The sequence below is a fragment of the Actinoallomurus sp. NBC_01490 genome (assembly GCF_036227085.1).
In the GTDB taxonomy this organism is placed as follows: domain Bacteria; phylum Actinomycetota; class Actinomycetes; order Streptosporangiales; family Streptosporangiaceae; genus Actinoallomurus; species Actinoallomurus oryzae.
Map to the genome: position 1 here is coordinate 782616 of NZ_CP109433.1, position 20560 is coordinate 803175.

Here is a 20560-nt window from a genome sequence, read left to right on the forward strand (position 1 = left end):
AGTGACCGCACCGCCCGTGCTGGTGTCTCCGACTCGCCTGCTGGACCACCGTCTCGAGGAACTCATCGCCACGGAACTGGCCCGGCTGGCGCGCCGGGCGCCCGCACTGGCCGACGACCACCTAGGTCTCGTCGAGGCGTCGCTGCAACAGATCATCAACCGGCTGCTGCCGGCCCGGGGACGCGCCAGCGCCTCACCCGAGGCCGTGGCCGCCCTGTTCGACCTGGAGTGGGTGTGAACATCGAGCACTGGACCGATCTCGCGGCCTGCCGCGGCGAGGACCCCGAACTCTTCTACCCGGTCAGCGCGGCCGGCCCGGCCGTGACGCAGGTCGAGGAGGCCAAGCGCGTGTGCGCACGCTGCCCGGTCACCGAAGACTGCCTGAAGTGGGCCCTCCGCGCCGGCGAGCCCGCCGGAATCTGGGGCGGCACGACGCCGGAGGAGCGCCGCTACCTGCGCCTCAAGCCCCTGCCGACCGCGCCGGCCTGGTACTGAGCCTCGGGGACCGGACAGAACTTATATCGCGGACACCCCAGGCGACGTACCGTTGCCGCATGAACGACGGCTCCCTCCCCACACGCTCACCGGGTGACGGGCTCCCCGGGCATGCCTCGCGTGTGGTCGGTGCTCTCTTCATGACGTTCCTGCTGCTCGGCGCGTGCTGGGCGGTGGAAGTGGTGAACTACGCCGACGACGGCGCGCTCAGCGCCCGGTACGGCATCCGGCCGCACGACACGGGCCGGATCTGGCACATCTTCACCGCGCCCTTCCTGCACGCGGGCCTCGACCACATCATGGCCAACTCCGTGCCGCTCGCCATCTTCGGCTTCCTGGCCGCACTGCGCGGGGTGTCCCGCTTCATCTCGGTCAGCCTGATCATCATCGTGGCGAGCGGCCTTGGCGTCTTCTTCCTCTCAGCGCCCGGCAGTGTGACCGTCGGCGCCAGCGGCCTGATCTTCGGGTACTTCGGCTACCTGCTCGCCCGCGGCTTCGTCGAACACCGGGCGTCCGACATCGTGGTGGCCGTCATCATCGCCGTGTTCTACGGCACGATGATCTTCGGTGCGCTGCCGGGACAGCCCGGGATCTCCTGGCAGGCGCACATGTTCGGCCTGATCGGCGGCATCCTCGCCGCCTGGATGACCCGGCAGCGGAGCCACGCCTAACCTCGTACGCTGATGTCGGTGACGGTCGCGTCGCGCGGGGTCCGCAGGGCGTTCACGATCACCGTGGCGACGGTCCGCGGGGACATGAACTCCTCCGGGTCGTACTCCCCGCCCTCCAGAGCGCGCACCTGACGCTGCATCTCGCTCGCCGTACGGCCCGGGAACACCGACGTGACCCGCAGCTCCGGCTCCTCCGCGCGCAGCGAGTCGGCCAGCGCGCGCAGCGCGTGCTTGCTCGCCGCGTACGCGCCCCAGGCCGGTTTGGACCGCAGCCCCGAGCCGGAGTTGACGAACACCACGTGTCCGCGTGCCGCGCGCAGCGACGGCAGCAGCAGGCGGGTCAGCTCGGCGGGCGCGGCGGTGTTCACCAGGAGCTGGTCGAGCCAGTCGTCCGGCCGCAGCTCCTCGACCGTGCCCAGCCGGATGCCGCCGGCGCTGTGCACGAGGCCGTCCAGCGGCGGGAGCTCCGCTTCGCCGAGCGACGGCTCGATCCGCCGAGGGTCGGTGAGGTCCAGGACGAGGGTGCGCACCCGTTCGCCGCCCGTGTCGCCGGCGATCCGGCGGGCGGTGGCGTCGAGGCGTTCGGCCGAACGCCCGCTGAGGATGACGTGGTCTCCGGCCTCGTGCAGGATCTCGGCCACGGCCGCACCGATGGCGCCGGTGGCCCCGGTGATCAGGTAGGTGCCCACGTCACCATCCTTACGCACGGCGGAGCACGCGGGCGACACCGGCGATGAGCGCGGTCGCCAGGATCCAGCCCGCGCCGGTGAGGCCCCACGCCAGCCAGTCCGTCCACCCGGCCGGGTCCCACGCGCTGCGCTGCCCGAACGTCTCCAGCGGCAGCATCAGATCGAGCGTGTAGACGAACGCGTGGAAGCGCGGGCGTTCGCCCGCCTGGCGGATCGTGTGCGGGTGGTAGACGCTGAAGACGATCGTGCCCACGGCGACGAGCAGCACGAGCCACAGCCCGGAGATCCACGGCCGGTAGCCGTACCCGACCGTCCAGTCGAGCAGCACGCCCCACGTACGGCTGACCGGGTTCAGGTGCCGCCGGCGCGCCCGCTGCTTGACCAGCTGGCAGCGGCGTGCGAGGTCCTCACGGCCGATCTGGCGCAGCCAGGTGGCGAGCTGCTCGTACGGCTGCGGGCGGAAGCCGGCCGGGTCGCGGCCCACCCAGCCCAGCCGCTTGGCCTCCGGCTCGCCGCGCAGCGTCTGGTAGACGAGGCCGTTGAGGCTCAGCGTCTCCGGCCAGACGTCCTCGCGGTCGAGGATGACGTCGATCGTGGAGTACCCGAGCGACACCTCACCCTCGATCGCGGCGCGTGGGGTGAGGATCAGCTCCTTGATCTGCGCGTGGGACAGGTGGAGCGCCCGGCGCTCGCGGGCGCCCATCATGGCCTCGTGGAAGGACAGCGTGCCGTTGATCCGGGCGCCGCGCAGCCGCACCGTTCCCTCGGCGGTGAAGCCGCTGCACTCCAGCCGGTCATCGACGACGATGTTCTCACCGTCGAGGGCGAAGCCGTCGGGGTCGCGCAGCGTCGTGCGTTCGAGGAAGAGCCCGCCGGTCATCCGCGCGCCGGTCAGCCGGACGCCGCCGGTGATGTCGGAGTCGCGCAGGAACGCGCCGGCGTCGACCGTGAGCCCGCCCCCGAACAGCGCGTACCCGCCCGGGTTGCGGATCGTCGCCCCGTTGAGCCGGAAGCCGCCGGAGATGTAGCCGCGGATCAGCCGCACCTCGCCGTCGATCTCCGATCCGGACAGGCTGAAGAATCCGTCGACGCGCAGCCCGCCGCCGTCGAAGCCGGGCATCGAGCAGTCACCGAACCGCATCTGCCGGGCCTGGGCGTTGGAGAAGTCGGGCGCCTGTTCGAGGACGCAGTTCCGCAGGCGGAGCTCGCACCCGACTTCACCGCCGGACACGTTGAGCGCCCCGGTGATCCGGGCCCCGCTGAGCCGTACGGCCGGCACCCGCCCGGGTGCGCGGTCGTGGGCGCCGAGCAGCAGGGCCGCGATCACCTCGGCCCGTACGACCCGCCCCGGATCGTTCGTGCCGTCGGGCCGGTCGTCGCCGAGGACGACGGGAGCGCCGGTGGGGTAGGCGTCCCAGAGCCGCCGTTCGACCGGGGTCAAGTCGGGCCGGTCACGCCTGAGCCAGGCCACGACGGAATCCCAAGCATCGGCCACAGCCCGTCATCGTAGGGGTTCCGGCGCCGTACGTGTCGTGGCAACGGGCGATATGAACGACTCGCGAAATCAGCCCTGCGTCACGGGGGCGAGGTGGGGCGGAACGGACACACCTCGTGCATCCCGTGTTCGGTCACGATGTACGTCGACTCGGGTACCTCGTTCCACGCGCCGGGCAGGTTTCGCAGCGGTTCGGAGACGACGATCCGCGCGTCGTCGGACAGCCGCTCCGAGGCGAAGACCTCCGGGTGCAGCTGCCGCAGAGTGCGCACCTCGGTGCTGTAGAACAGGGACCGCGAGCGGTTCTGGCTGGAGTACCGGAAGGACCACACCCGCTCACCGTCGGAGGTCGCGACGGTCATCTGGACCGCGTGTTCGACGCCGTACCGCCGCCCGGTCCACTCGACGAAGCCCACCATCCGCTCCACCGCCGCGGGCGGGTCCTGGCGCAGTCCGAAGGTCAGCGCGAGGAAGAACATGACCTCCGAGTCCGTCGAGCCCTCGATCGCCGGGTAGAGCTCCGGATCGACCGCGAACACGAGATCGCGCTTCAGCCGGGCGAAGTCGGTGATCGCTCCGTTGTGCATCCACAGCCACCGGCCGTACCGGAACGGGTGGCAGTTGGTCTGCTGCACCGCCGATCCGGTGGAGGCACGGATGTGCGCGAAGAACAGGCGCGATCGGAAGTGGCCGGCGAGCTCACGCAGGTTCAGGTCGCTCCACGCCGGGATCGTGCTGCGGACCACCGTCGGCGGGTCGTCACCGTCACCCTCGTACAGGCCCAGACCGTATCCGTCGCCGTTGGTGGTCTCCGCTCCCAGCCGGGCGAAGCGGCTCTGCTCGATCAGCGAGTGCTCCGGCTCGTAGAGGAGTTCGTCGAGAAGGATCGGAGAGCCGGTGTAGGCGAGCCATCGGCACATGTTGTGCTCCTTACCCGTGATGGCCGCCGCCCACGACACCGACCGGATTCACGGGCCACGGACCCGATCCCGCCCCGTCTCGCACGGCCGCCTCGGCCGGGCCACCCCGGCACCTCCGGGGCTGGTTGCCCAAAGCAACGGAAAATTGGCGTCTGATGTTTGTATGTCCGGTTACCCGCGGGTAGCATCAGACGTGTTACTAGCCGGTACGTAAGGGCATGACCCGCCCGCCCGAGAGCTACGGGGTGCTTCATGGGCCATTACAAGAGCAACCTGCGTGACATCGAGTTCAACCTCTTCGAGGTGCTCGGTCGTCAGGACATCCTGGGCACCGGACCCTTCGGTGAGGTCGACGAGGCGACCGCGCGCAGCGCTCTGGAAGAGGTGAACCGCCTCGCGACCGGCGTGCTCGCCGACTCGTACGAGGACGCGGACCGGCACCCCCCGGTCTTCGACCCGGCCACCCACACGGTCACCATGCCGGACGCTTTCAAGAAGTCCTTCAAGGCCTACTTCAACGACGCCGAGTGGTGGCGGCTCGAGCTGCCCACCGAGCTCGGCGGCATGCACGCGCCCCGTAGCCTGCACTGGTCCGTCGCCGAGCTCGTCCTCGGCGCCAACCCGGCCGTCTGGATGTACTCCAGCGGCCCCAGCTTCGCCCAGCTCCTGTGGGAGATCGGCACCCCCGAGCAGAAGAAGCTCGCCGAGCTCGCCATCGAGAAGCACTGGGGTTCGACCATGGTGCTCACCGAGCCCGACGCGGGCTCCGACGTCGGCGCCGGCCGTACGAAGGCGATCGAACAGCCCGACGGCACCTGGCACATCGAGGGCGTCAAGCGCTTCATCACCAGCGCCGAGCACGACATGGCCGACAACATCCTGCACTACGTGCTGGCCCGCCCCGAGGGCGCCGGGCCGGGCACCAAGGGCCTGTCGATGTTCATCGTGCCGAAGTACCTCGTCGACCTCGAGACCGGTGAGCTCGGCGAGCGCAACGGCGCGTACGTCACCAACGTCGAGAAGAAGATGGGCCTGAAGGTCTCCACGACCTGCGAGCTCACGTTCGGAGAGAAGCAGCCGGCGGTCGGCTACCTCGTGGGCGGCGTGCACGAGGGCATCAAGCAGATGTTCATGATCATCGAGCAGGCCCGCATGATGGTCGGCACCAAGGCGATCTCCACGCTGTCCACCGGCTACCTCAACGCGCTGGCGTACGCCAAGGAGCGCGTGCAGGGCTCCGACCTGACCAAGATGGCCGACAAGACCGCGCCGCGCGTCACCATCACCCACCACCCCGACGTACGCCGCCTGCTCATGCTGCAGAAGGCCTACGCGGAAGGCATGCGGGCACTGGTCCTGTACACCGCGACGTACCAGGACAAGATCCAGATCGCCCGCGCCGAGGGCAGGCGCGACGAACTGGCCGAGAAGGTCAACGACCTGCTGCTGCCGATCGTCAAGGGCGTCGGCTCCGAGCGGGCGTACGAGGTGCTGACGCAGTCGCTCCAGACGCTGGGCGGCTCGGGCTTCCTCCAGGACTACCCGATCGAGCAGTACATCCGGGACGCCAAGATCGACTCCCTGTACGAGGGCACGACGGCGATCCAGGGCATGGACTTCTTCTTCCGCAAGATCCTGCGCAACAACGGCGAGGCGCTTCAGCACCTCGCCGCGCAGATCAAGGAGTTCGCCGAGAGCGAGGCGGGCAACGGCCGCCTCAAGCAGGAGCGCGCCCTGCTCGCCAAGGCCGTGGACGACGCGCAGGGCATCGTGACGCCGATGGTCGGCTGGGCGATCGAGTCCATGGAGAAGCCGGAGGAGATCTACAAGGTCGGCCTCAACACCACCCGCCTGCTCATGGTGCTCGGCGACGTGGTCATCGCCTGGCTGCTCTGCCGGCAGGCCGAGGTCGCGCTGAACCGGCTCGGCGGGGAACTGTCACCCGCCGACCAGGCGTTCTACACCGGAAAGGTGGCCGCCGCGCAGTTCTTCTGCGCGACCCAGCTGCCCAAGGTCGCCGCCGAGCGGGCCATCGTGGAGGCGACCACGACCGATCTGATGGAACTCCCCGAAGACGCTTTCTGAGCCGATGGCCTAATACGCCGTCAACGGCACCGTTTCGTATGTCCCGCCGCCCTGGTTCGAGCGGCGGGGCATACGTCATCATCGGTGTCGATAGGGTGGTGTGCCGCAGCAGTCGGGTGTTTACTCGAAGTGAATTCCGGGCCCGGTGTGGGTTCCGGAGGTCGGAGGCATGGTGGGCTTTGGCGTCAGCATCTTCCTGATCACACTTGGGGCCATCTTCAAGTGGGCCATCAAGGCGCACCTCAGCGGCATCGACCTGCCCGCCCTCGGCGTGATCCTGATGGTCGTCGGCGCCGCCTCGTTCCTGCTACAGCTCGTCATGATGAGCCGCACCCGCGCCCCGCGCAACAACGCCCAGGTCACAGGCGACGACCGTAACCAGCCGCCGGCCTGACGCTTGGACCTCGAGTCCCACCGCGGTGAGCTGGTCGCCTACTGCTACCGGATGCTCGGCTCGTTCCACGAGGCCGAGGACCTGGTGCAGGAGACCATGCTGCGCGCGTGGAAGGCCCGCGACCGGTACGACCCCGCCCGCGCGTCCGTACGCACCTGGCTCTACCGCATCGCGACCAACGCCTGCCTGACCGCGCTCGACGGCCGGGCGCTGCGGCCACTGCCGTCCGGGCTGGGTGCGCCGAGCGACGACCCCGGCGCACCGCTCACGCCGGCGCTCGACATCCCCTGGCTCCAGCCGTTCCCCGACGCGCGGTTCGACCCGGGCGTACGCGCCGGCCTGCGGCTCGCGCTGGTGGCGGCGACGCAGGTCCTGCCGCCACGGCAGCGTGCCGTCCTCGTGCTCCGCGAGGTGCTGGAGTTCAGCGCCGCCGAGGTCGCCGCGCAGCTCGGCACCACGGTCCCGGCGGTCAACAGCGCCCTGCAGCGGGCCCGGGCCGCCCTCGCCGGCGTAGGGGACATCGGCGAGATCTCCGAGCCGGACGACCCGAAGGTGCGCGCGGTCGTCCGGCGGTACGCCGAGGCGTTCGAGGCGGCCGACGTCCCCGCGCTCGTCCGGCTGCTCACCGACGAGGCGGTCCTGGAGATGCCGCCGGTGCCGCTGTGGTACCGGGGCAGCGCCGACTACGGCCGGTTCATGCACCGCGTGTTCGCGATGCGCGGTCCGGGCTGGTGCCTGCGGCATCTGACCGCGAACGGCCAGCCCGCGCTCGCCGCGTACGCCCCGGAGCCCGGCGGCGGACATCGGCTGCACACGCTCCAGGTCCTCACGGTCACCGGCGGCCGGGTCGCGCACAACGTGGTGTTCGCCGACCCGTCCGTGTTCCCGGCCTTCGACCTGCCCGAAAGACTTTCTCCTCAGGAGCGATGAGTCCGGCCGGTCGCGCCGGTATGTACGGCGAGCATCGACCGAAAGGACCTCATCGTGAGCGTCATCGCCATTCAGCATGATCTAGCGAGGAACCCCGGTCCCTTCAGTTCAGGGCCGGGAGGAATCGCTTCCCTCGTGTGCGGCGCGCTAGCGCCGCCTGGGCCGGTGTTGGGGCGCGGGAGACCAAGTCGTGCGCAGGGGTGTAGGCGACGCTCTTACCCCCTGTGGTTATCGGGAGATTCCCCTCCTGTGTGACACAGAAGAACGCTACCGTTACTGGCTGTGAAGGTCGTGGTGCAGGTCAAACTCATGCCGGACGCCGGTCAGGCGCTGGCGCTTGAGCGCACCCTGCACGCGGTCAACGAGGCGGCGAACTGGGTATCGACGGTGGCGTTCGAGCAGGGCGTGCCGCACCTGTATGAGCTGCGTAAGCACACCTATGGCGAGCTGAAGTCGCGGGGGCTGGGGGCACAAGCCGCCCAGCATGTGATCAAGAAGGTCCGTGACGCCTACACCACGTTGAAGGCGAACATCCGCGCCGGGAATCTCGGCAAGCCGGGCTCCCCGCGTCGGGTCAAGGCCGAGGGCAAACCGATCGTGTTCCGGCCCGAGGCGGCGCAGCCGTATGACGACCGGTGTTTGTCGTGGCGGTACGACGCCGGGACCGTGTCGGTGTGGACCGTCCAGGGCCGGGTGAAGAACATTCCGTTCGCCTGCTCGGCGGGCGCGCTCAAGACACTGCAGGCCCACCGGCAGGGCGAATCCGATCTGGTCCGGCGTGACGGGGTGTTCTATCTGATCGCCACCTGTGAGGTGCCCGAGGCCGAGCGGTACGAGCCCGGGCGGTTCATCGGTGTGGACCTGGGCATCGCCGCCATCGCCACCACCTCTACCGGTTACCAGGCCGCCGGGCGGGGACTCAACCGGCACCGCAGGCGGCAGCTCGAACTGCGCCGCAAGCTCCAGAACAAGCGCACCAAGTCCGCCAAGCGGCTGCTCAAAAAACGCCGACGCAGCGAGAAGCGTCACGCCGCCAACCAGAACCACATCATCGCCAAGACGATCGTGACCGAGGCTGAACGCACCTCATCCGGAATCGCCCTGGAGAACCTCAAGGGAATCCGGCAGAGGGTACGGCTCCGCAAGCCCCAACGGGTCGCGCTGCACTCCTGGGCCTTCGCCCAGCTCACACACTTCATCACCTACAAGGCCAAACGAGCCGGCGTGCCCGTGGTCTTCGTCGATCCCGCCTACACCTCCCAGCAATGCTGCGAGTGCGGCCACATCAACGACAAGAACCGGGCAAGCCAATCGGTCTTCATCTGCCGGAACTGCGGGGTCGTTGCCCACGCAGACCGCAACGCCTCCCACAACATCGCCCGCAAAGGCGAAGCTGCGTGGACCGCGGGGCGTGAGTCACGCGTCCCTGCCACCACATAAAAGGGGTGGCTGAACGAAGGAGCCCACCCAGCAGCCAGCCGGGCGCTACCTCCAAACCCGGCCCTTCAGGGCCGGGTCAAGTTGACTTCGTCACTCTGGACGGGATCGTCTCCGACCCGGACGGATCCGCGGGTACGCCGTCCGGCGGCTGGGCGTTCCGGCACGGGCCCGAGAGCGTCGCCGGGGACAAGTTCCGGCTCGGCGCCACGCTGGACGAGGGTGTGATGCTGCTGGGACGCAGTACGTGGGAGTTGTTCTCCCGGCTGTGGCCGGGCCGCGACGACCCGTTCTCCACGCGGATGAACGCCGCGTCGAAACTGGTCGCCTCCCGTACCCTGACCGACCCGTCGGCGTGGGCGAACTCCCGGGTCATCGAGGGTGACCTCGTCGAGGTCGTCAAGCGTGAACGGCGCGACGTGGTCATCACCGGCAGCCTCAGCGTCGTGCGCGCGCTGATGGCCGAGGACCTGATCGATGAGTACCGGCTGCTGACCTTCCCGACGATCCTCGGCAGCGGGGAGCGACTGTTCCCCGCCGGCGGCCCGCCCGCCCACCTGGAGTGCCGTTCGGTTGAGAAGAACGGCGCCGCCGTCCTCACCCGGTACGTCAGGGAGCGTCGATGAGTTCGCCGTCGTCGGGCCCTCTACGGCAGGACGGCTGAGAGCTCCGGGTGAGCGTCGAGGGCCCTGGCGGTGACGTCGGAGGGAGCGGCGGCGATGACGCGGTCGAGGGCGGCGCGTGAGCTCTGCAGATCGGTGATGGCCCGGGTGATCCGGTCACGCTCCCGGGCCAGGTCGGCGAGCAGGTCCGGGCAGGTGGGCACGAGGTGCTCTTCCTCGTCGCGCAGGCACGGGAGAACCGTGGCGATGGCGGTGGTGTTCAGCCCGGCGGCCAGCAGGCCGCGGATGCGGCGGACCGTGACCACGTCCGCTTCGTCGTACTCCCGGTAACCGCTGGAGCGGCGCCGGGGCCGGAGGAGGTCCTGCTCCTCGTAGTAACGCAGCAGCCGCTCGTGCACGCCGGTCCGCCTGGACAGTTCGCCGATCCGCACCCGGTCCTCCGATGAAGACTTGACTCTCACATCTATGTGAGAGTTTAGCGTCCAGGCATGTCGAAGAAGACGTCCGCCAGGACGCGATGGCCGGCCCTGACCGCGCTGACCGGATGCGTCTTCACGGTGGGCACGGCGGAGTACGTGATGGTCGGCCTGCTGCCGACACTCTCGGCCGGTCTGCGAGTGCCCGTGCCGTCCGCCGGACTGCTGGTGTCCTGGTACGCCCTGACGGTGGCCGTCGGCGGGCCGCTCGTGACCGCGCTGACCCTCCGGCTGCCGCGCAAGGCGCTGCTCCTGGCCCTGCTGGTGGTGTTCGCGGGCGCCAACGCGGTCGCGGCGACGGCCACCGGCTTCGGCATGCTGGTGGCGGCCCGGATGGTCACGGCTCTGACGCACAGCACGTCGTTCGCGGTCGCCGTCGTGCTCGCCGTCGGAACGGCCCCGCCGGCGCGCCGAGGTCAGGCGATCGCGGTGGTCTCGGCGGGCTGGAACCTCGCCACCGTGCTCGGTGCGCCGCTGGGCACCTGGCTCGGGCAGACGTACGGCTGGCGGACGACGTTCTGGGCCATCGTCGCCCTGAGCGCGCTGATGTTCGCCGCCGTCGCGGCGCTGACGGCCGGGCCCGCCGAGGAGGCCTCCCGTCCGTCGCGCGCCGAACTCTCGACGCTGCGTGAACGGCGGGTCGTGACGCTCCTCGGAATCATCGTCGTGTCCCAGGCCGGCCTGTTCGTCTTCTACACCTACATGTCTCCGTTCCTGGGCCTGCGCGGCTTCTCACCCCGGGCCGTCGCCCTCCTGCTCGCCGTGCTGGGCGCCGGGGCGCTCGTCGGCAACTTCGCCGGCGGGCGGCTGGCCGACCGTGCGCCGTGGGGCTCGCTGTTCGCGACCCTCCTCGCCCTGGCCGGGACCCTCGCCGCTCTCACACTCACCGGACGGCTCCACACGACAACGGTCGCGACCGTCCTCGTGCTCGGCGTGGTGATGGGCACGCCCATCCCGCTGCTGCAGGAACGGGCCCTCGCCGCCGCGCCCTCGGCCCCGACCCTCATAACGGCGACCAGCGCCTCGGCGTTCAACCTCGGTATCGCCGGCGGATCGTGGCTCGGCGGCCGAGCCCTCGACGCGGGCCTCGGCCTGGCGCACCTGCCCTGGGCGGGGGTCCCGGCCATCCTCGCCGCGCTCCCGCTCACCGTCTACGCGGCCCGCGCCCACCGGAGCGATCCACGCCTCGCCGACCACCTTGTCCGAGTGAAGTGACACCACATCAGGGAGATTCATCAATGTCCGAACTCGCCCGCATCGTCCGCGGAAGCGGCCCCGCTCTCCTGCTCGCCCACGGCGGCGGCGGTGGCATCCAGGCCAACTACGGGCCGATCCTGGACGGACTGGCCGAGCGTTACAAGGTGATCGGCCCCGACTACCCCGGCACCGGCGGTACGCCCCGTGCCACGGAGCCGCTCACCCTGGACGGCCTCGCCGACGCACTGGTCGAAGCCGCCGGCGAGGAGGGCGTCGAGACGTTCGCCATCGTCGGCTATTCACTGGGCGGGCCGGTGGCGATCCGTGCGGCCGTCCGCCACCCCGACCGGGTGACGGCCCTGGTCCTGACCGCGAGCTTCGCCCACCCGAGCGCCCGGATGCGACTCGCCACCCGGACCTGGCGGAAACTGCTCGACGCTGGGGATCCGCCCAGGCTCGCCACCTTCCTCGCACTGATCGGTGCGGGAGCGTCCTTCCTGGACCGGCTCTCCGCGGAGGAACTGGAGGCGATGCTGGCCGGGGCCGCCGCGACGGTACCCCCGGGCACCCCGGACCACGTCGACCTCGTCGAGGCCGTAGACGTCCGCGCCGACCTGACCCGGCTGAACATCCCCACGCTGGTGATATCGACGACCGAGGACCAGCTGGCGACGCCCTACCACCACCGTCAGCTGGCCGACGGAATTCCGGGCGCGAAGTTCGCCGAGATCGCCACCGGCCATCTGCCGTTCGCCGAACGCCCGCAGGAATGGCTGGGCCTCATCCGCGCCTTCCTCGACGAGGTGCACCGGTGACAGGGTCCGGTGATTCAGGGTCCGGTGATTCAGGGGGCGGCTGATTCAGGGGGCGGCGATGAGTTCGCCGTCGTCGGCGCGGTAGACGAGCATCCGGCCCGGCCGGGGAGCCACGTGCAGGGTGGCCCCCGGCTCCGGTTCGCGGCCTTCGGGGACGGTCAGCTGGACGTTCGGGCCGGTGGTCACCAGGGTCACCAGCGAGGTCGTGCCCAGGTTCTCCACGATCTCGACCGTGCCCTTGATGCCCTCCTCCGACTCGGTCAGGTACTCCGGCCGGATGCCCACGATCACCTTGTCGCCCGGGGCCAGCTCGGTGACGATGTCCTCCGGCACCGGCAGCCGTACGCCCGCGACCTCGATCCGGTGGCCCCACGACGTCGCGGTCTCGCCGTCGCCGGGCACGCACTCGCCCTCCAGCAGGTTCATCGGCGTCGAGCCGATGAAGCCCGCGACGAAGACGTTCGCCGGTCGCTGGAACACCTCGCGCGGCGTGCCGAGCTGCCGGACGCGGCCCGACTCCATGACCGCGATCCGGTCGGCCAGGGCCAGGGCCTCCGCCTGGTCGTGGGTCACGAACACCGTGGTGACGCCCAGGTCGTGCTGGAGCTTCTTGAGGAACGTCCGGGCCTCCAGCCGGAGGCGCGCGTCGAGGTTCGACAGCGGCTCGTCCAGCAGGAACACCGTCGGCTGCGCCGCCATGGCACGGGCCAGCGCGACGCGCTGCTGCTGACCGCCGGACAGCTGCGCCGGCCGCCGCTCCATCAGCCCGCCGAGCGAGAGTCCCTCGCCCGTGGAGGCCGCCTTGGCCCGGCGCTCCGCCCGGCCCACCTTCTTGATCCGCAGCGGGTAGGCGATGTTGTCGGCCACCGTCATGTGTGGGAACAGCGCGTAGTCCTGGAACACCATCGCCACGTCCCGCGCGCCCGGCGGCACCCGGGTGACGTCGCGGTCGCCGATGCGCAGCGTGCCGGACGACGCCGTCTCCAGGCCCGCGATCGTGCGCAGCAGCGTCGTCTTCCCGCACCCGGACGGGCCGAGCAGGGCGAAGAACTCCCCGTCCTGGATCTCCAGCGACAGGTCGTCGAGCGCCGTCACGCCGCCGTCGAAGACCTTGGTCACCTCTTCCAGCGAGACCTTCACCAGAACCTCACCATGGTGCCGCCGTCAGATCGGAGAGGAACAAGGCATTCACACATTGTCATAGCCCTCTGCAAGAGTTGCGGTTATGCGTACGGCATACAAGTGCCGGGCCTATCCCGACCCCGAGCAAGCCGCGATACTGTCGCGCACGTTCGGCTGTGTGCGGCTCGTATGGAACAAGGCGTTGGCGGCCAGGCAGGCCGCCTATCGCACCGAAGGACGTACAACCTCGTACCGGCAGACCGATGCGGCACTCACCAGGTGGAAAGCCGATCCGGAGCTGTCGTTCCTGAACGAGGTCTCCAGCGTTCTGGAGCGCAAGGCCAGACAACTGGCGCGCTACCAGCGCCGCATGGCTCGCAAGCAACCCGGCTCCAACAACCGCAAGAAGGTTGGAAGGCGGGTTGCATGTGCTCACAGGAAGGTCCGGAACGCTCGAAATGACTTTTTGCACCGGACCTCGACCCGCCTGGTACGCGAATATGACGCGATAGCGATCGAAAATCTCAACGTGTCCGGCATGATCCGTAATCGACGCCTCGCTCGCGTCATCGCTGACTGCGGCTGGAGACGGTTCCGCTCCATGCTGGAGTACAAGGCAGGGAGATACGGACGGCGTCTGATGGTCGTCGACCGGTACTACCCCTCGTCCAAGACGTGTTCGATCTGCGGGTATCTGCTCGCCGAGTTGAAACTTTCGGTACGGGCGTGGACGTGCCCGGCCTGTGGCGCCCGGCACGACCGGGACATCAACGCCGCGAAGAACATTCTGGCGGCTGGTCGAGCCGTGGCGGCCTGTGGAGCTGACGTCAGACGGCAAGGGGATTCCCTTCCGCAGTCGGCTTCGAAGCAGGAAACCCACTCCGCGAGGAGCGGAATTCCTCTCCGGAACTAGGAGAGGGAGCAGTCAAGCCTTGATCCCTCCGTGGAAGCGGAAGCCGTACCGGCGGCTGACGAACAGGAACATGATCACCACCGGGATCGAGTAGAGGAGAGAGAACGTCGAGATCAGCGCGAGGTTCGGCTGACCGCCCTCGGTGTAGAAGTTGTTGAGCGTGACCGCCGCCGGCTGCTTCTCCGGCGTGCGGTACAGCAGGAACGGCATGAGGAAGTTGCCCCACACGTTGACCACCGCCCAGACGGCGATCGTCGCGAGGCCCGGCCGGACGTTCGGCAGCACCACGTGGCCCAGCACCTGGAAGGAGTTCGCCCCGAACACCCGCGCCGATTCCTCGTAGGACTTGGGCATCGTGTCCATGAAGTCCTTGAGGATGAAGATCGCCGCGGGCAGCAGGCCGCCGGTCATGACCAGGATGACGCCGAGGTCCTTGTCCAGCAGGTGCAGCGTGAACATCAGCTGGAAGATCGGCACCATCGCGGACGTCCCCGTGATCACCGAGGACAGCAGCAGGAGCAGGTAGAGGATCCCGTCGCGGCCCGGGACGCGCACCCGGCTCAGCGCGTACGCCGCGAGCGCCGCGGCGCCGACCGTGACCAGCATCGTCCACAGCGACAGCACGGCCGAGTTGTACAGCGAGGGCAGCGCGTTCGGGTCGTCGGTGAGGTGCTTGAAGTTGCCCAGCGTGAAGTCCGGCCACGAGACGGACAACGTCGGGTTCCGCGTGAACGGCGCGGTCACCAGCCACAGCATCGGCAGGGCGAAGAACGCCGTGACGAGCGCCACGAAGACGTAGAAGCCGATGCGCCGCACCACCTGGACGGGACTCACGCGCGCCTCCGCAGGATCCGGATGTAGGCGAGCGCCAGCAGCAGGTTGATCACCAGCATGATCAGGGAGATCGCGCTGGCGAAGCCCAGGCGTTCGCCCGGCAGGGCGGTCAGGTAGATGTAGACGGGCAGTACCGCCGAGGCGCCGTGCGGCTCCCCCTTGGTGATCAGGTACGGCGTGAAGTCGTTGAACGTCCACAGGCTGATCAGCAGCGTGTTGGTCAGGACGTGCCCGCGGATGCCGGGCAGGACGACGTCGCGCAACTGCTGCCGGCCGCTCGCACCGGCCAGCCGCGCGGACTCCAGCTGGCTCGGCGGCACGCTCGACAGCGCCGCGGTGAACAGCATCATCGAGAACGCCGTGCCCCGCCAGACGTTGAAGACGATCAGCGAGCCCATCGGGTGGTCGAACCACCAGTCGCGGCCGGGCGTGTGCAGGATCGCGTTCAGCGTGCCGCCCTGGTCCTTCAGGAACGCGATCCACAGCCAGGCGACGACGACGCCGGGCAGGATCCAGGCGAGCAGCACGAGTGTCTCGACGAGCGCGCGGGCCCAGCGCCGCGCGGAGCGCAGCGTCCAGGCGAGGACGAAGCCGAGGACGTTCTGCCCGATGATCGCCGAGCCGAGGACGAACAGCAGCGTACGGCCGAGGGCGTCGCGGAAGTCCTTGTCCCCGAGCGCGTGCGTGTAGTTCGCGGTGCCGACGACCTTCGGGTGCGCGGCCTGGAGGCCGGTGAGCCGGTAGTCGGTCAGCCCGAGGTACAGCGTCCACAGCGCCGGCAGGATCAGGAAGACCGTGATGAGCAGCAGCGCGGGCACCACGAACGCCAGCCCCTGCCGCCGGTCGCCACCGCCCGGCACGTCGCCGGAGAGCGAGCGCCGGGCCGTCTGCTGTGCCATCAGCCGGTGGTCACGTTCCCGGCGCCGCCGACGGCCTGGGTCAGGTTCTGCTGGTAGGTCTTGGCCGCCTTGTCCACGCTGTCGCCCGCGACGACGTCACCGGTCGCCTTCTGCAGGGCCGTGGACACCTGCGGGTAGGCGGCGAGGCCGGGCCGTACGTCGGTGATCGGCAGCACCTTGGTGGAGATGAAGTTCAGCAGGGGGTCGCCGGAGAGCAACTCGGCGTTGACGTCCTGGCGTGGGCTGATGCCGACCGCGGAGCGCTGGACCTCGTCCTTGACCGCGTCGTGGGAGCCGATGAAGCTCAGCAGGTCCCAGACCAGCGAGGCGTTCTTGGTGTGCGGGTTGATCACCCAGCCGGAGCCACCGGACATGCTGACCGCGTTCTGGGTGCGGATGCCCTTTCCGGGGGACTGCGCGGGGATCAGCGTGTAGCCGACGTCCTTGTCGCGGTCGGGCATGGGGTCGATGCCGCCCTTGGGGTTGACCACCGAGCGCCAGAAGTAGTCGCCCTCCAGCAGGATGCCGAGCTTGTTCTTGGCGAACCGCTGGAACGACTCGTCGCGCCCCTGCGGGTTCTGCTGGAGCCGCGGGTCGCCGAGCCCGCTCGTGTACACCTGCCGATACAGGTCGAGCACGCTCCTGATCGGTGCGCTGTCGCCCAGCCACCGGCCGTTCTCGTAGATCTCGTGGCCGGTGCCCACGAGCAGGGGGAGCACACCCTGCATCGTCGTCGCCTCGGTCATCGCGGTGCCGGCGTTGAGCTGGATCGGGGTGACGCCGCTCAGCGACTTGAGCTTGCGGCCGGCGGCGAGGATGTCGTCCCAGCTCTTCGGCTGCCAGTCGGCCGGCAGGCCGGCCTTGGCGAACAACTGCTTGTTGTAGAAGACGACCCGGCCGTCGGTGCCGATCGGCAGGCCGTACTTCTTGCCGTTGAAGGCCATGATGTTCTGCACCGGGCCGGGGATCTGCTGGAGGCCCTCCCACCGGTCGGCCTGCGGGCCCACCACCTGGTCGAGCGGCTTGATGTACCCCGCCTGCGCGAACTCCCCGACCCAGATGCCGTCGATGGAGATCAGGTCGGCACCGCCGCCGGTCTTCAGGTCGAGCGCGGTCTTCTGCTTGAACGGGGCGTCGTCCACGCCGGTGCCGTCGAAGCGCACCGTGACCTTCTTGCCTTTGGCCTTCTCCATCGCGGTGAACTTGGGGATCACGTAGTCGGTGATCCATGCGGCCTCGTTGGCGTTCTTTCCGCCCTTGACGGCGTTGGCGCTGATCCGGATCGTGGTGCCGCCGCCACCACTCGCCCCACCGGAGCATCCGGACACCGTGAGACCGGTCGCCGCGATCAGGGCCGCCACCCGCGTGATCTTCATGCCGCAGCCTCCCAGGCAGGCATTTGCACTAATACCGGCGTTGCCGAAACATTCCCACGATCATCAAATGTTTACACGGGTGTCGTAGATCACAATTAGGCCTCATCCGTGCGCGTGGATGAGGCCGGGTTCTCGGGGGAGGTGGGTCGGTGATGGATCCTGCGGGCGGTCGCGTTCCATCGCCGCCAAGGAACCACCCGGACGCCGGCCGGCCTCGTCACCGACCAGCTCGATCGGAGGTGTCGGTGCCGGCCTGCCAGCCGTCCAGGGGCCAGGGAACCGGCCACCGGAAGGCGCGCAGCCGCGCACGGAGATCTTCCAGATCGGCATCGCTCACCGTGATCAGGGGCCGGTGGTCGGGCACGGTGCTCCTTGAGACTGTCTGGTCCGATGGGGAGGTTCAGGTTCCGGTGCGGGCCCATCCGAGCCCCGGGCCGGCGTGGCTCGTACGGCTGGTGTCAGCCAACCGGCTTACCGCGAGTTGCCACGAGCGCGAGGATGTCGCTCACGTCGTCGACGGCCATCTCGATGCGGCCGTAGACACGTGGGCTGAGGAGCGTGGTGCCGTCGAAGTCGCCGGCGGATGCGAAGACGGCGACCGGGAGGGTCAACGATTGGAAGAACCCGAACAACGGGCGCAGGGCGTGTTCCAGGACCAGTGCGTGGTGGTCCCCGCCGCCGGTGGCGGTGAGGAAGACCGGCTTGTTCGCGAGTGCGTACTGGTCGACCAGGTCGAAGAAGTGCTTGAACAGGCCGGTGTACGAGCCGCGGAACACGGGGGTGGCGGCTATGAGCAGGTCGGCCTCCTCGGCGCGGCGGAGCGTGTCCTCGATCTCGGGGGCGATGCCTTCCCTCTCGAAGGCTCCCGTGAAGGCGGGGCCGAGCCGGTAGACGTCGATCCGGGTGTGCTCGACCGCGACGTCGTGGGCGGCGAGCACGCTGGTGAGTGTCTGCAGCACGACGTCGACCAGCCCGACGGTCTTGGACTTCTCGCTCGGGCTGCCGTTGACGACCACCACCCGCAGCGTCCGCGCCTCCTTCTGGGAGGCGGCACGGTCGGCGATGGGAACCCGCGGGCCACTGACGGCGGTCACGCCGCCCGCTCCTTCCGGGCGCTGACCTCGCGGCGTACGACGGGGGCGACCTCGTTGCCGAGCAGTTCGATCGCCTCGAGGACGTCCTTCTGCGGCATACCGCCGAAGCCGACCTGGATCAGGGCGCGGTCCAGGCCGTAGACCTCGTGGTAGGCCAGCAGTTTCTCGATGACCTCCTGCGGGCTGCCGACGACGAGACCGGCGTTGGGGGAGGTCTGGGCGTCGAAGGCGGCCCGCGGCATCGCGAAACCGCGGCCGCGCTGGTGGTTGTTGTCCATCATGCCCTTCGCGAAATAGGGGTACATCGTGTCGCGGGCGCCCTGGCTCGTACGCCCGACGTACCCGTGCAGGTTGATGCTGGTGCGCAGCGTGGCGGGGTCGTGCCCGGCCTGCTGTGCGGCTTCTCGGTACAGGTCGATGGTCTGCCGGTGATACGTGATCGGCCCGACCAGCAGCGCCATGGCCATGGGGAGGCCGAGTCGGCCGGTGCTGATGGCGGAGGCGGGCGTTCCTCCGACGCCCACCCAGATCGGCAGCTCCTCCTGCATCGCACGGGGACCGACGTCGGCGGTGTCCAGCGCGGCGCGGAACCGCCCGTTCCAGGTGATCGGATTTTGGGCGCGGATCCGCAGCAGCAGGTCGAGCTTCTCGCGGAACAGGTCGGCGTAGTCGGCCAGGTCGTAGCCGAAGAGGGGGAAGGACTCGGTGTAGGAGCCGCGGCCGGCGATGATCTCGGCCCGGCCCCCGGAGAGCTGGTCGAGGGTGGCGAACTGTTCCCATACCCGTACCGGGTCGTCGGAGCTGAGTACGGTGACCGCGCTGGTCAGCCTGATGTTCGTGGTGGCCTGGGCGGCCGCGGCCAGTACGACGGGCGGGGCCGAGCCGACGAAGTCGGTGCGGTGGTGCTCGCCGACGGCGAACAGGTCGAGCCCGACCTCGTCGGCGAGCCGCGCCTGCTCGATGGTCTCCTGGGCGCGCTGGTGCGCGGAGGGAAGCGCGCCGGTACGTGGGTCGGCAGTGATCTCGGCGAACGTCATGAAGCCGATCTCGAAGGGGGATCGCTCGCCCGTGACGGTGGTACGCAAAGTGCTTCTCCTTGGGGTCTTGTGCAGATGCTGTCCGGCGTTTCGATGACGATAAGTTGCCTGCGCAGGCAGATATTCCCGAGCGGTACTGCCTGCGCAGACATGTACGCCGGCGACGAGGATGGCGATGGTGGGCAGTTGCCCTCAAGGTCAACGCACGTCGGTCACTCAGCCCTGGAAGTGGCGAAGAGCATCGGCGCGGTCGCCACAGCGAAAGCGCATCGGCCGAACGGCGTGCGCTTCAGGCGCTGGGCGGGTTGTCGAGGATTTTCACTCCGTATTCGGCCAGGAGGTCGGCGATGTCATCTGCGGTGCGGGACGTGTCGGTGTGCCCGACCCCCTTGAAGTAGCCTTCGACGGCTCCGGGGCTGTTGATGGTGAGGATCACCGCGGTTGAGGTGATCGGTTGGAGCGTGTGGGGCACCGATCGGGGTCCGTAGATGTAGGCGCCGGGTTCGGCGTCGTGCACTTCGCATGTGTCGAGCGAAGTCGACCCTGCCCAAAACCTGACACGGCCGGACAAGACCACCCAACTCTCGTCCTCACGACTGTGGACATGCAGGGGCGGCGCTTCGTCGCGCTGCATGTGCAGACGCGAGACGGTTACTACTCCGTCCGTCTCGGTGGTCGACACGACATTTTCAAGCTCGGCGCCGAAGTAAGTGTAGGCCTGGCCTTCACCCGGGTTCCGTACGAGGGCGATGCTCATCTGACGTCCCTTTCATGGTGGATTCTGACTGGCAGGAGGCGGCATGGCCGGGCCGAATGCCGCCATGGCCGGATGATCAACGAGGCGGCGTGCGGACAGCCGCCAGATGGGCTGTTGTTCGTCGAGCGGGGTGGTCTTGTGGGAACCACGTTCGCGTGGCGCAGGACGCGTCCGCGTCGGTGACGATCGCCTAGCCGCCGGCGGGTATCGCCTATGCGGACAAAAGCCCCATGGTTGGGCTTTTTTGGCGGCGGCCGCCGGCACCGCCCGGCTGGGCATCACCTGGCACTGATCGGCATCC

Annotated in this window: 23 protein-coding genes; 11 read left to right on the forward strand and 12 right to left on the reverse strand. The window is 69.1% G+C overall.

Features of this window, described 5'->3' with window-relative positions; translation table 11 throughout:
• Position 1: 1 nt before the first annotated feature.
• The 3 genes from OG417_RS04080 to OG417_RS04090 are packed head-to-tail and all read left to right on the forward strand — an operon-like array spanning position 2 to position 1166.
• Positions 2-238, forward strand: a complete 237-nt coding sequence (locus OG417_RS04080) for a hypothetical protein (RefSeq protein ID WP_329249921.1) — start codon at positions 2-4, stop codon at positions 236-238.
• On the forward strand, positions 235-495 hold the full coding sequence (locus OG417_RS04085) for a WhiB family transcriptional regulator (protein WP_329249923.1): 261 nt from the start codon (positions 235-237) through the stop codon (positions 493-495). The genes OG417_RS04080 and OG417_RS04085 overlap by 4 nt, the downstream gene beginning before the upstream one ends.
• 59 nt (positions 496-554) lie before the next feature.
• Positions 555-1166, forward strand: a complete 612-nt coding sequence (locus OG417_RS04090; RefSeq protein WP_329249926.1) for a rhomboid family intramembrane serine protease — start codon at positions 555-557, stop codon at positions 1164-1166.
• Here the strand turns inward: OG417_RS04090 and OG417_RS04095 are convergent.
• The 3 genes from OG417_RS04095 to OG417_RS04105 form a co-directional block, all read right to left on the reverse strand.
• A complete protein-coding gene (locus tag OG417_RS04095; RefSeq protein ID WP_329249929.1) occupies positions 1163-1855 on the reverse strand; it encodes an SDR family oxidoreductase in 693 nt (230 codons plus the stop codon). The genes OG417_RS04090 and OG417_RS04095 overlap by 4 nt on opposite strands.
• A 10-nt stretch (positions 1856-1865) precedes the next feature.
• Complete coding sequence (locus tag OG417_RS04100; RefSeq protein WP_329249932.1) at positions 1866-3350, reverse strand: hypothetical protein; 1485 nt, start codon at positions 3348-3350, stop codon at positions 1866-1868.
• An 80-nt stretch (positions 3351-3430) separates the two neighbouring features.
• Positions 3431-4270, reverse strand: a complete 840-nt coding sequence (locus OG417_RS04105; protein WP_329249935.1) for a class II glutamine amidotransferase — start codon at positions 4268-4270, stop codon at positions 3431-3433.
• A 252-nt stretch (positions 4271-4522) separates the two neighbouring features.
• On the opposite strand from OG417_RS04105, the gene OG417_RS04110 reads away from it, so the two are divergent.
• The 5 genes from OG417_RS04110 to OG417_RS04130 all read left to right on the forward strand — a co-directional run bounded on the left by OG417_RS04110 (position 4523) and on the right by OG417_RS04130 (position 9742).
• Positions 4523-6355, forward strand: a complete 1833-nt coding sequence (locus tag OG417_RS04110; protein WP_329249938.1) for an acyl-CoA dehydrogenase — start codon at positions 4523-4525, stop codon at positions 6353-6355.
• Between the two features lie 169 nt (positions 6356-6524).
• Positions 6525-6749 (forward strand): DUF6458 family protein, encoded by a 225-nt coding sequence (locus OG417_RS04115; RefSeq protein ID WP_329249941.1) that lies wholly within the window; start codon positions 6525-6527, stop codon positions 6747-6749.
• A 3-nt stretch (positions 6750-6752) separates the two neighbouring features.
• Positions 6753-7679 carry a sigma-70 family RNA polymerase sigma factor gene (locus OG417_RS04120; RefSeq protein WP_329249944.1) on the forward strand — a complete coding sequence of 309 codons (927 nt, stop codon included), beginning with the start codon at positions 6753-6755 and terminating at the stop codon, positions 7677-7679.
• Positions 7680-7961: 282 nt separating this feature from the next.
• Positions 7962-9119, forward strand: coding sequence for an RNA-guided endonuclease InsQ/TnpB family protein (locus OG417_RS04125; RefSeq protein WP_329249946.1), 1158 nt, complete (start codon positions 7962-7964; stop codon positions 9117-9119).
• Between the two features lie 5 nt (positions 9120-9124).
• Positions 9125-9742, forward strand: coding sequence for a dihydrofolate reductase family protein (locus tag OG417_RS04130; RefSeq protein ID WP_329249949.1), 618 nt, complete (start codon positions 9125-9127; stop codon positions 9740-9742).
• Between the two features lie 20 nt (positions 9743-9762).
• Here the strand turns inward: OG417_RS04130 and OG417_RS04135 are convergent, their stop codons facing one another.
• Positions 9763-10170, reverse strand: a complete 408-nt coding sequence (locus tag OG417_RS04135; protein ID WP_329249952.1) for a MerR family transcriptional regulator — start codon at positions 10168-10170, stop codon at positions 9763-9765.
• 57 nt (positions 10171-10227) lie between these two features.
• Here OG417_RS04135 and OG417_RS04140 point away from each other — a divergent pair, with 57 nt between their 5' ends.
• Both OG417_RS04140 and OG417_RS04145 read left to right on the forward strand, forming a co-directional pair.
• Positions 10228-11430 (forward strand): MFS transporter, encoded by a 1203-nt coding sequence (locus tag OG417_RS04140; protein WP_329249955.1) that lies wholly within the window; start codon positions 10228-10230, stop codon positions 11428-11430.
• A 23-nt stretch (positions 11431-11453) separates the two neighbouring features.
• Complete coding sequence (locus tag OG417_RS04145; RefSeq protein ID WP_329249958.1) at positions 11454-12227, forward strand: alpha/beta fold hydrolase; 774 nt, start codon at positions 11454-11456, stop codon at positions 12225-12227.
• Positions 12228-12272: 45 nt separating this feature from the next.
• Here the strand turns inward: OG417_RS04145 and OG417_RS04150 are convergent, their stop codons facing one another.
• Entirely contained in the window at positions 12273-13367 is a 1095-nt protein-coding gene (locus OG417_RS04150; protein ID WP_329249961.1) for an ABC transporter ATP-binding protein, read from the reverse strand.
• An 85-nt stretch (positions 13368-13452) separates the two neighbouring features.
• Between OG417_RS04150 and OG417_RS04155 the strand changes: the two genes are divergently transcribed.
• Positions 13453-14262, forward strand: a complete 810-nt coding sequence (locus OG417_RS04155) for an RNA-guided endonuclease TnpB family protein (RefSeq protein ID WP_329249963.1) — start codon at positions 13453-13455, stop codon at positions 14260-14262.
• Between the two features lie 12 nt (positions 14263-14274).
• On the opposite strand, the gene OG417_RS04160 is transcribed toward OG417_RS04155, so the two are convergent.
• From OG417_RS04160 to OG417_RS04190, 7 genes are all read right to left on the reverse strand, one after another.
• Positions 14275-15096, reverse strand: coding sequence for a carbohydrate ABC transporter permease (locus OG417_RS04160; protein ID WP_329249966.1), 822 nt, complete (start codon positions 15094-15096; stop codon positions 14275-14277).
• On the reverse strand, positions 15093-15995 hold the full coding sequence (locus OG417_RS04165) for a carbohydrate ABC transporter permease (protein WP_329249970.1): 903 nt from the start codon (positions 15993-15995) through the stop codon (positions 15093-15095). Before OG417_RS04165 ends, OG417_RS04160 begins: the two co-directional genes overlap by 4 nt.
• Entirely contained in the window at positions 15995-17371 is a 1377-nt protein-coding gene (locus tag OG417_RS04170) for an extracellular solute-binding protein (protein ID WP_329249973.1), read from the reverse strand. The genes OG417_RS04165 and OG417_RS04170 overlap by 1 nt, the downstream gene beginning before the upstream one ends.
• Positions 17372-17588: 217 nt before the next feature.
• On the reverse strand, positions 17589-17735 hold the full coding sequence (locus tag OG417_RS04175) for a hypothetical protein (protein WP_329249977.1): 147 nt from the start codon (positions 17733-17735) through the stop codon (positions 17589-17591).
• A gap of 94 nt (positions 17736-17829) precedes the next feature.
• On the reverse strand, positions 17830-18465 hold the full coding sequence (locus OG417_RS04180; protein ID WP_329249980.1) for an NAD(P)H-dependent oxidoreductase: 636 nt from the start codon (positions 18463-18465) through the stop codon (positions 17830-17832).
• A complete protein-coding gene (locus OG417_RS04185) occupies positions 18462-19550 on the reverse strand; it encodes an LLM class flavin-dependent oxidoreductase (RefSeq protein WP_329249983.1) in 1089 nt (362 codons plus the stop codon). Before OG417_RS04185 ends, OG417_RS04180 begins: the two co-directional genes overlap by 4 nt.
• Positions 19551-19791: 241 nt before the next feature.
• Positions 19792-20259, reverse strand: a complete 468-nt coding sequence (locus tag OG417_RS04190; RefSeq protein ID WP_329249986.1) for a cupin domain-containing protein — start codon at positions 20257-20259, stop codon at positions 19792-19794.
• Positions 20260-20560: the final 301 nt, after the last annotated feature.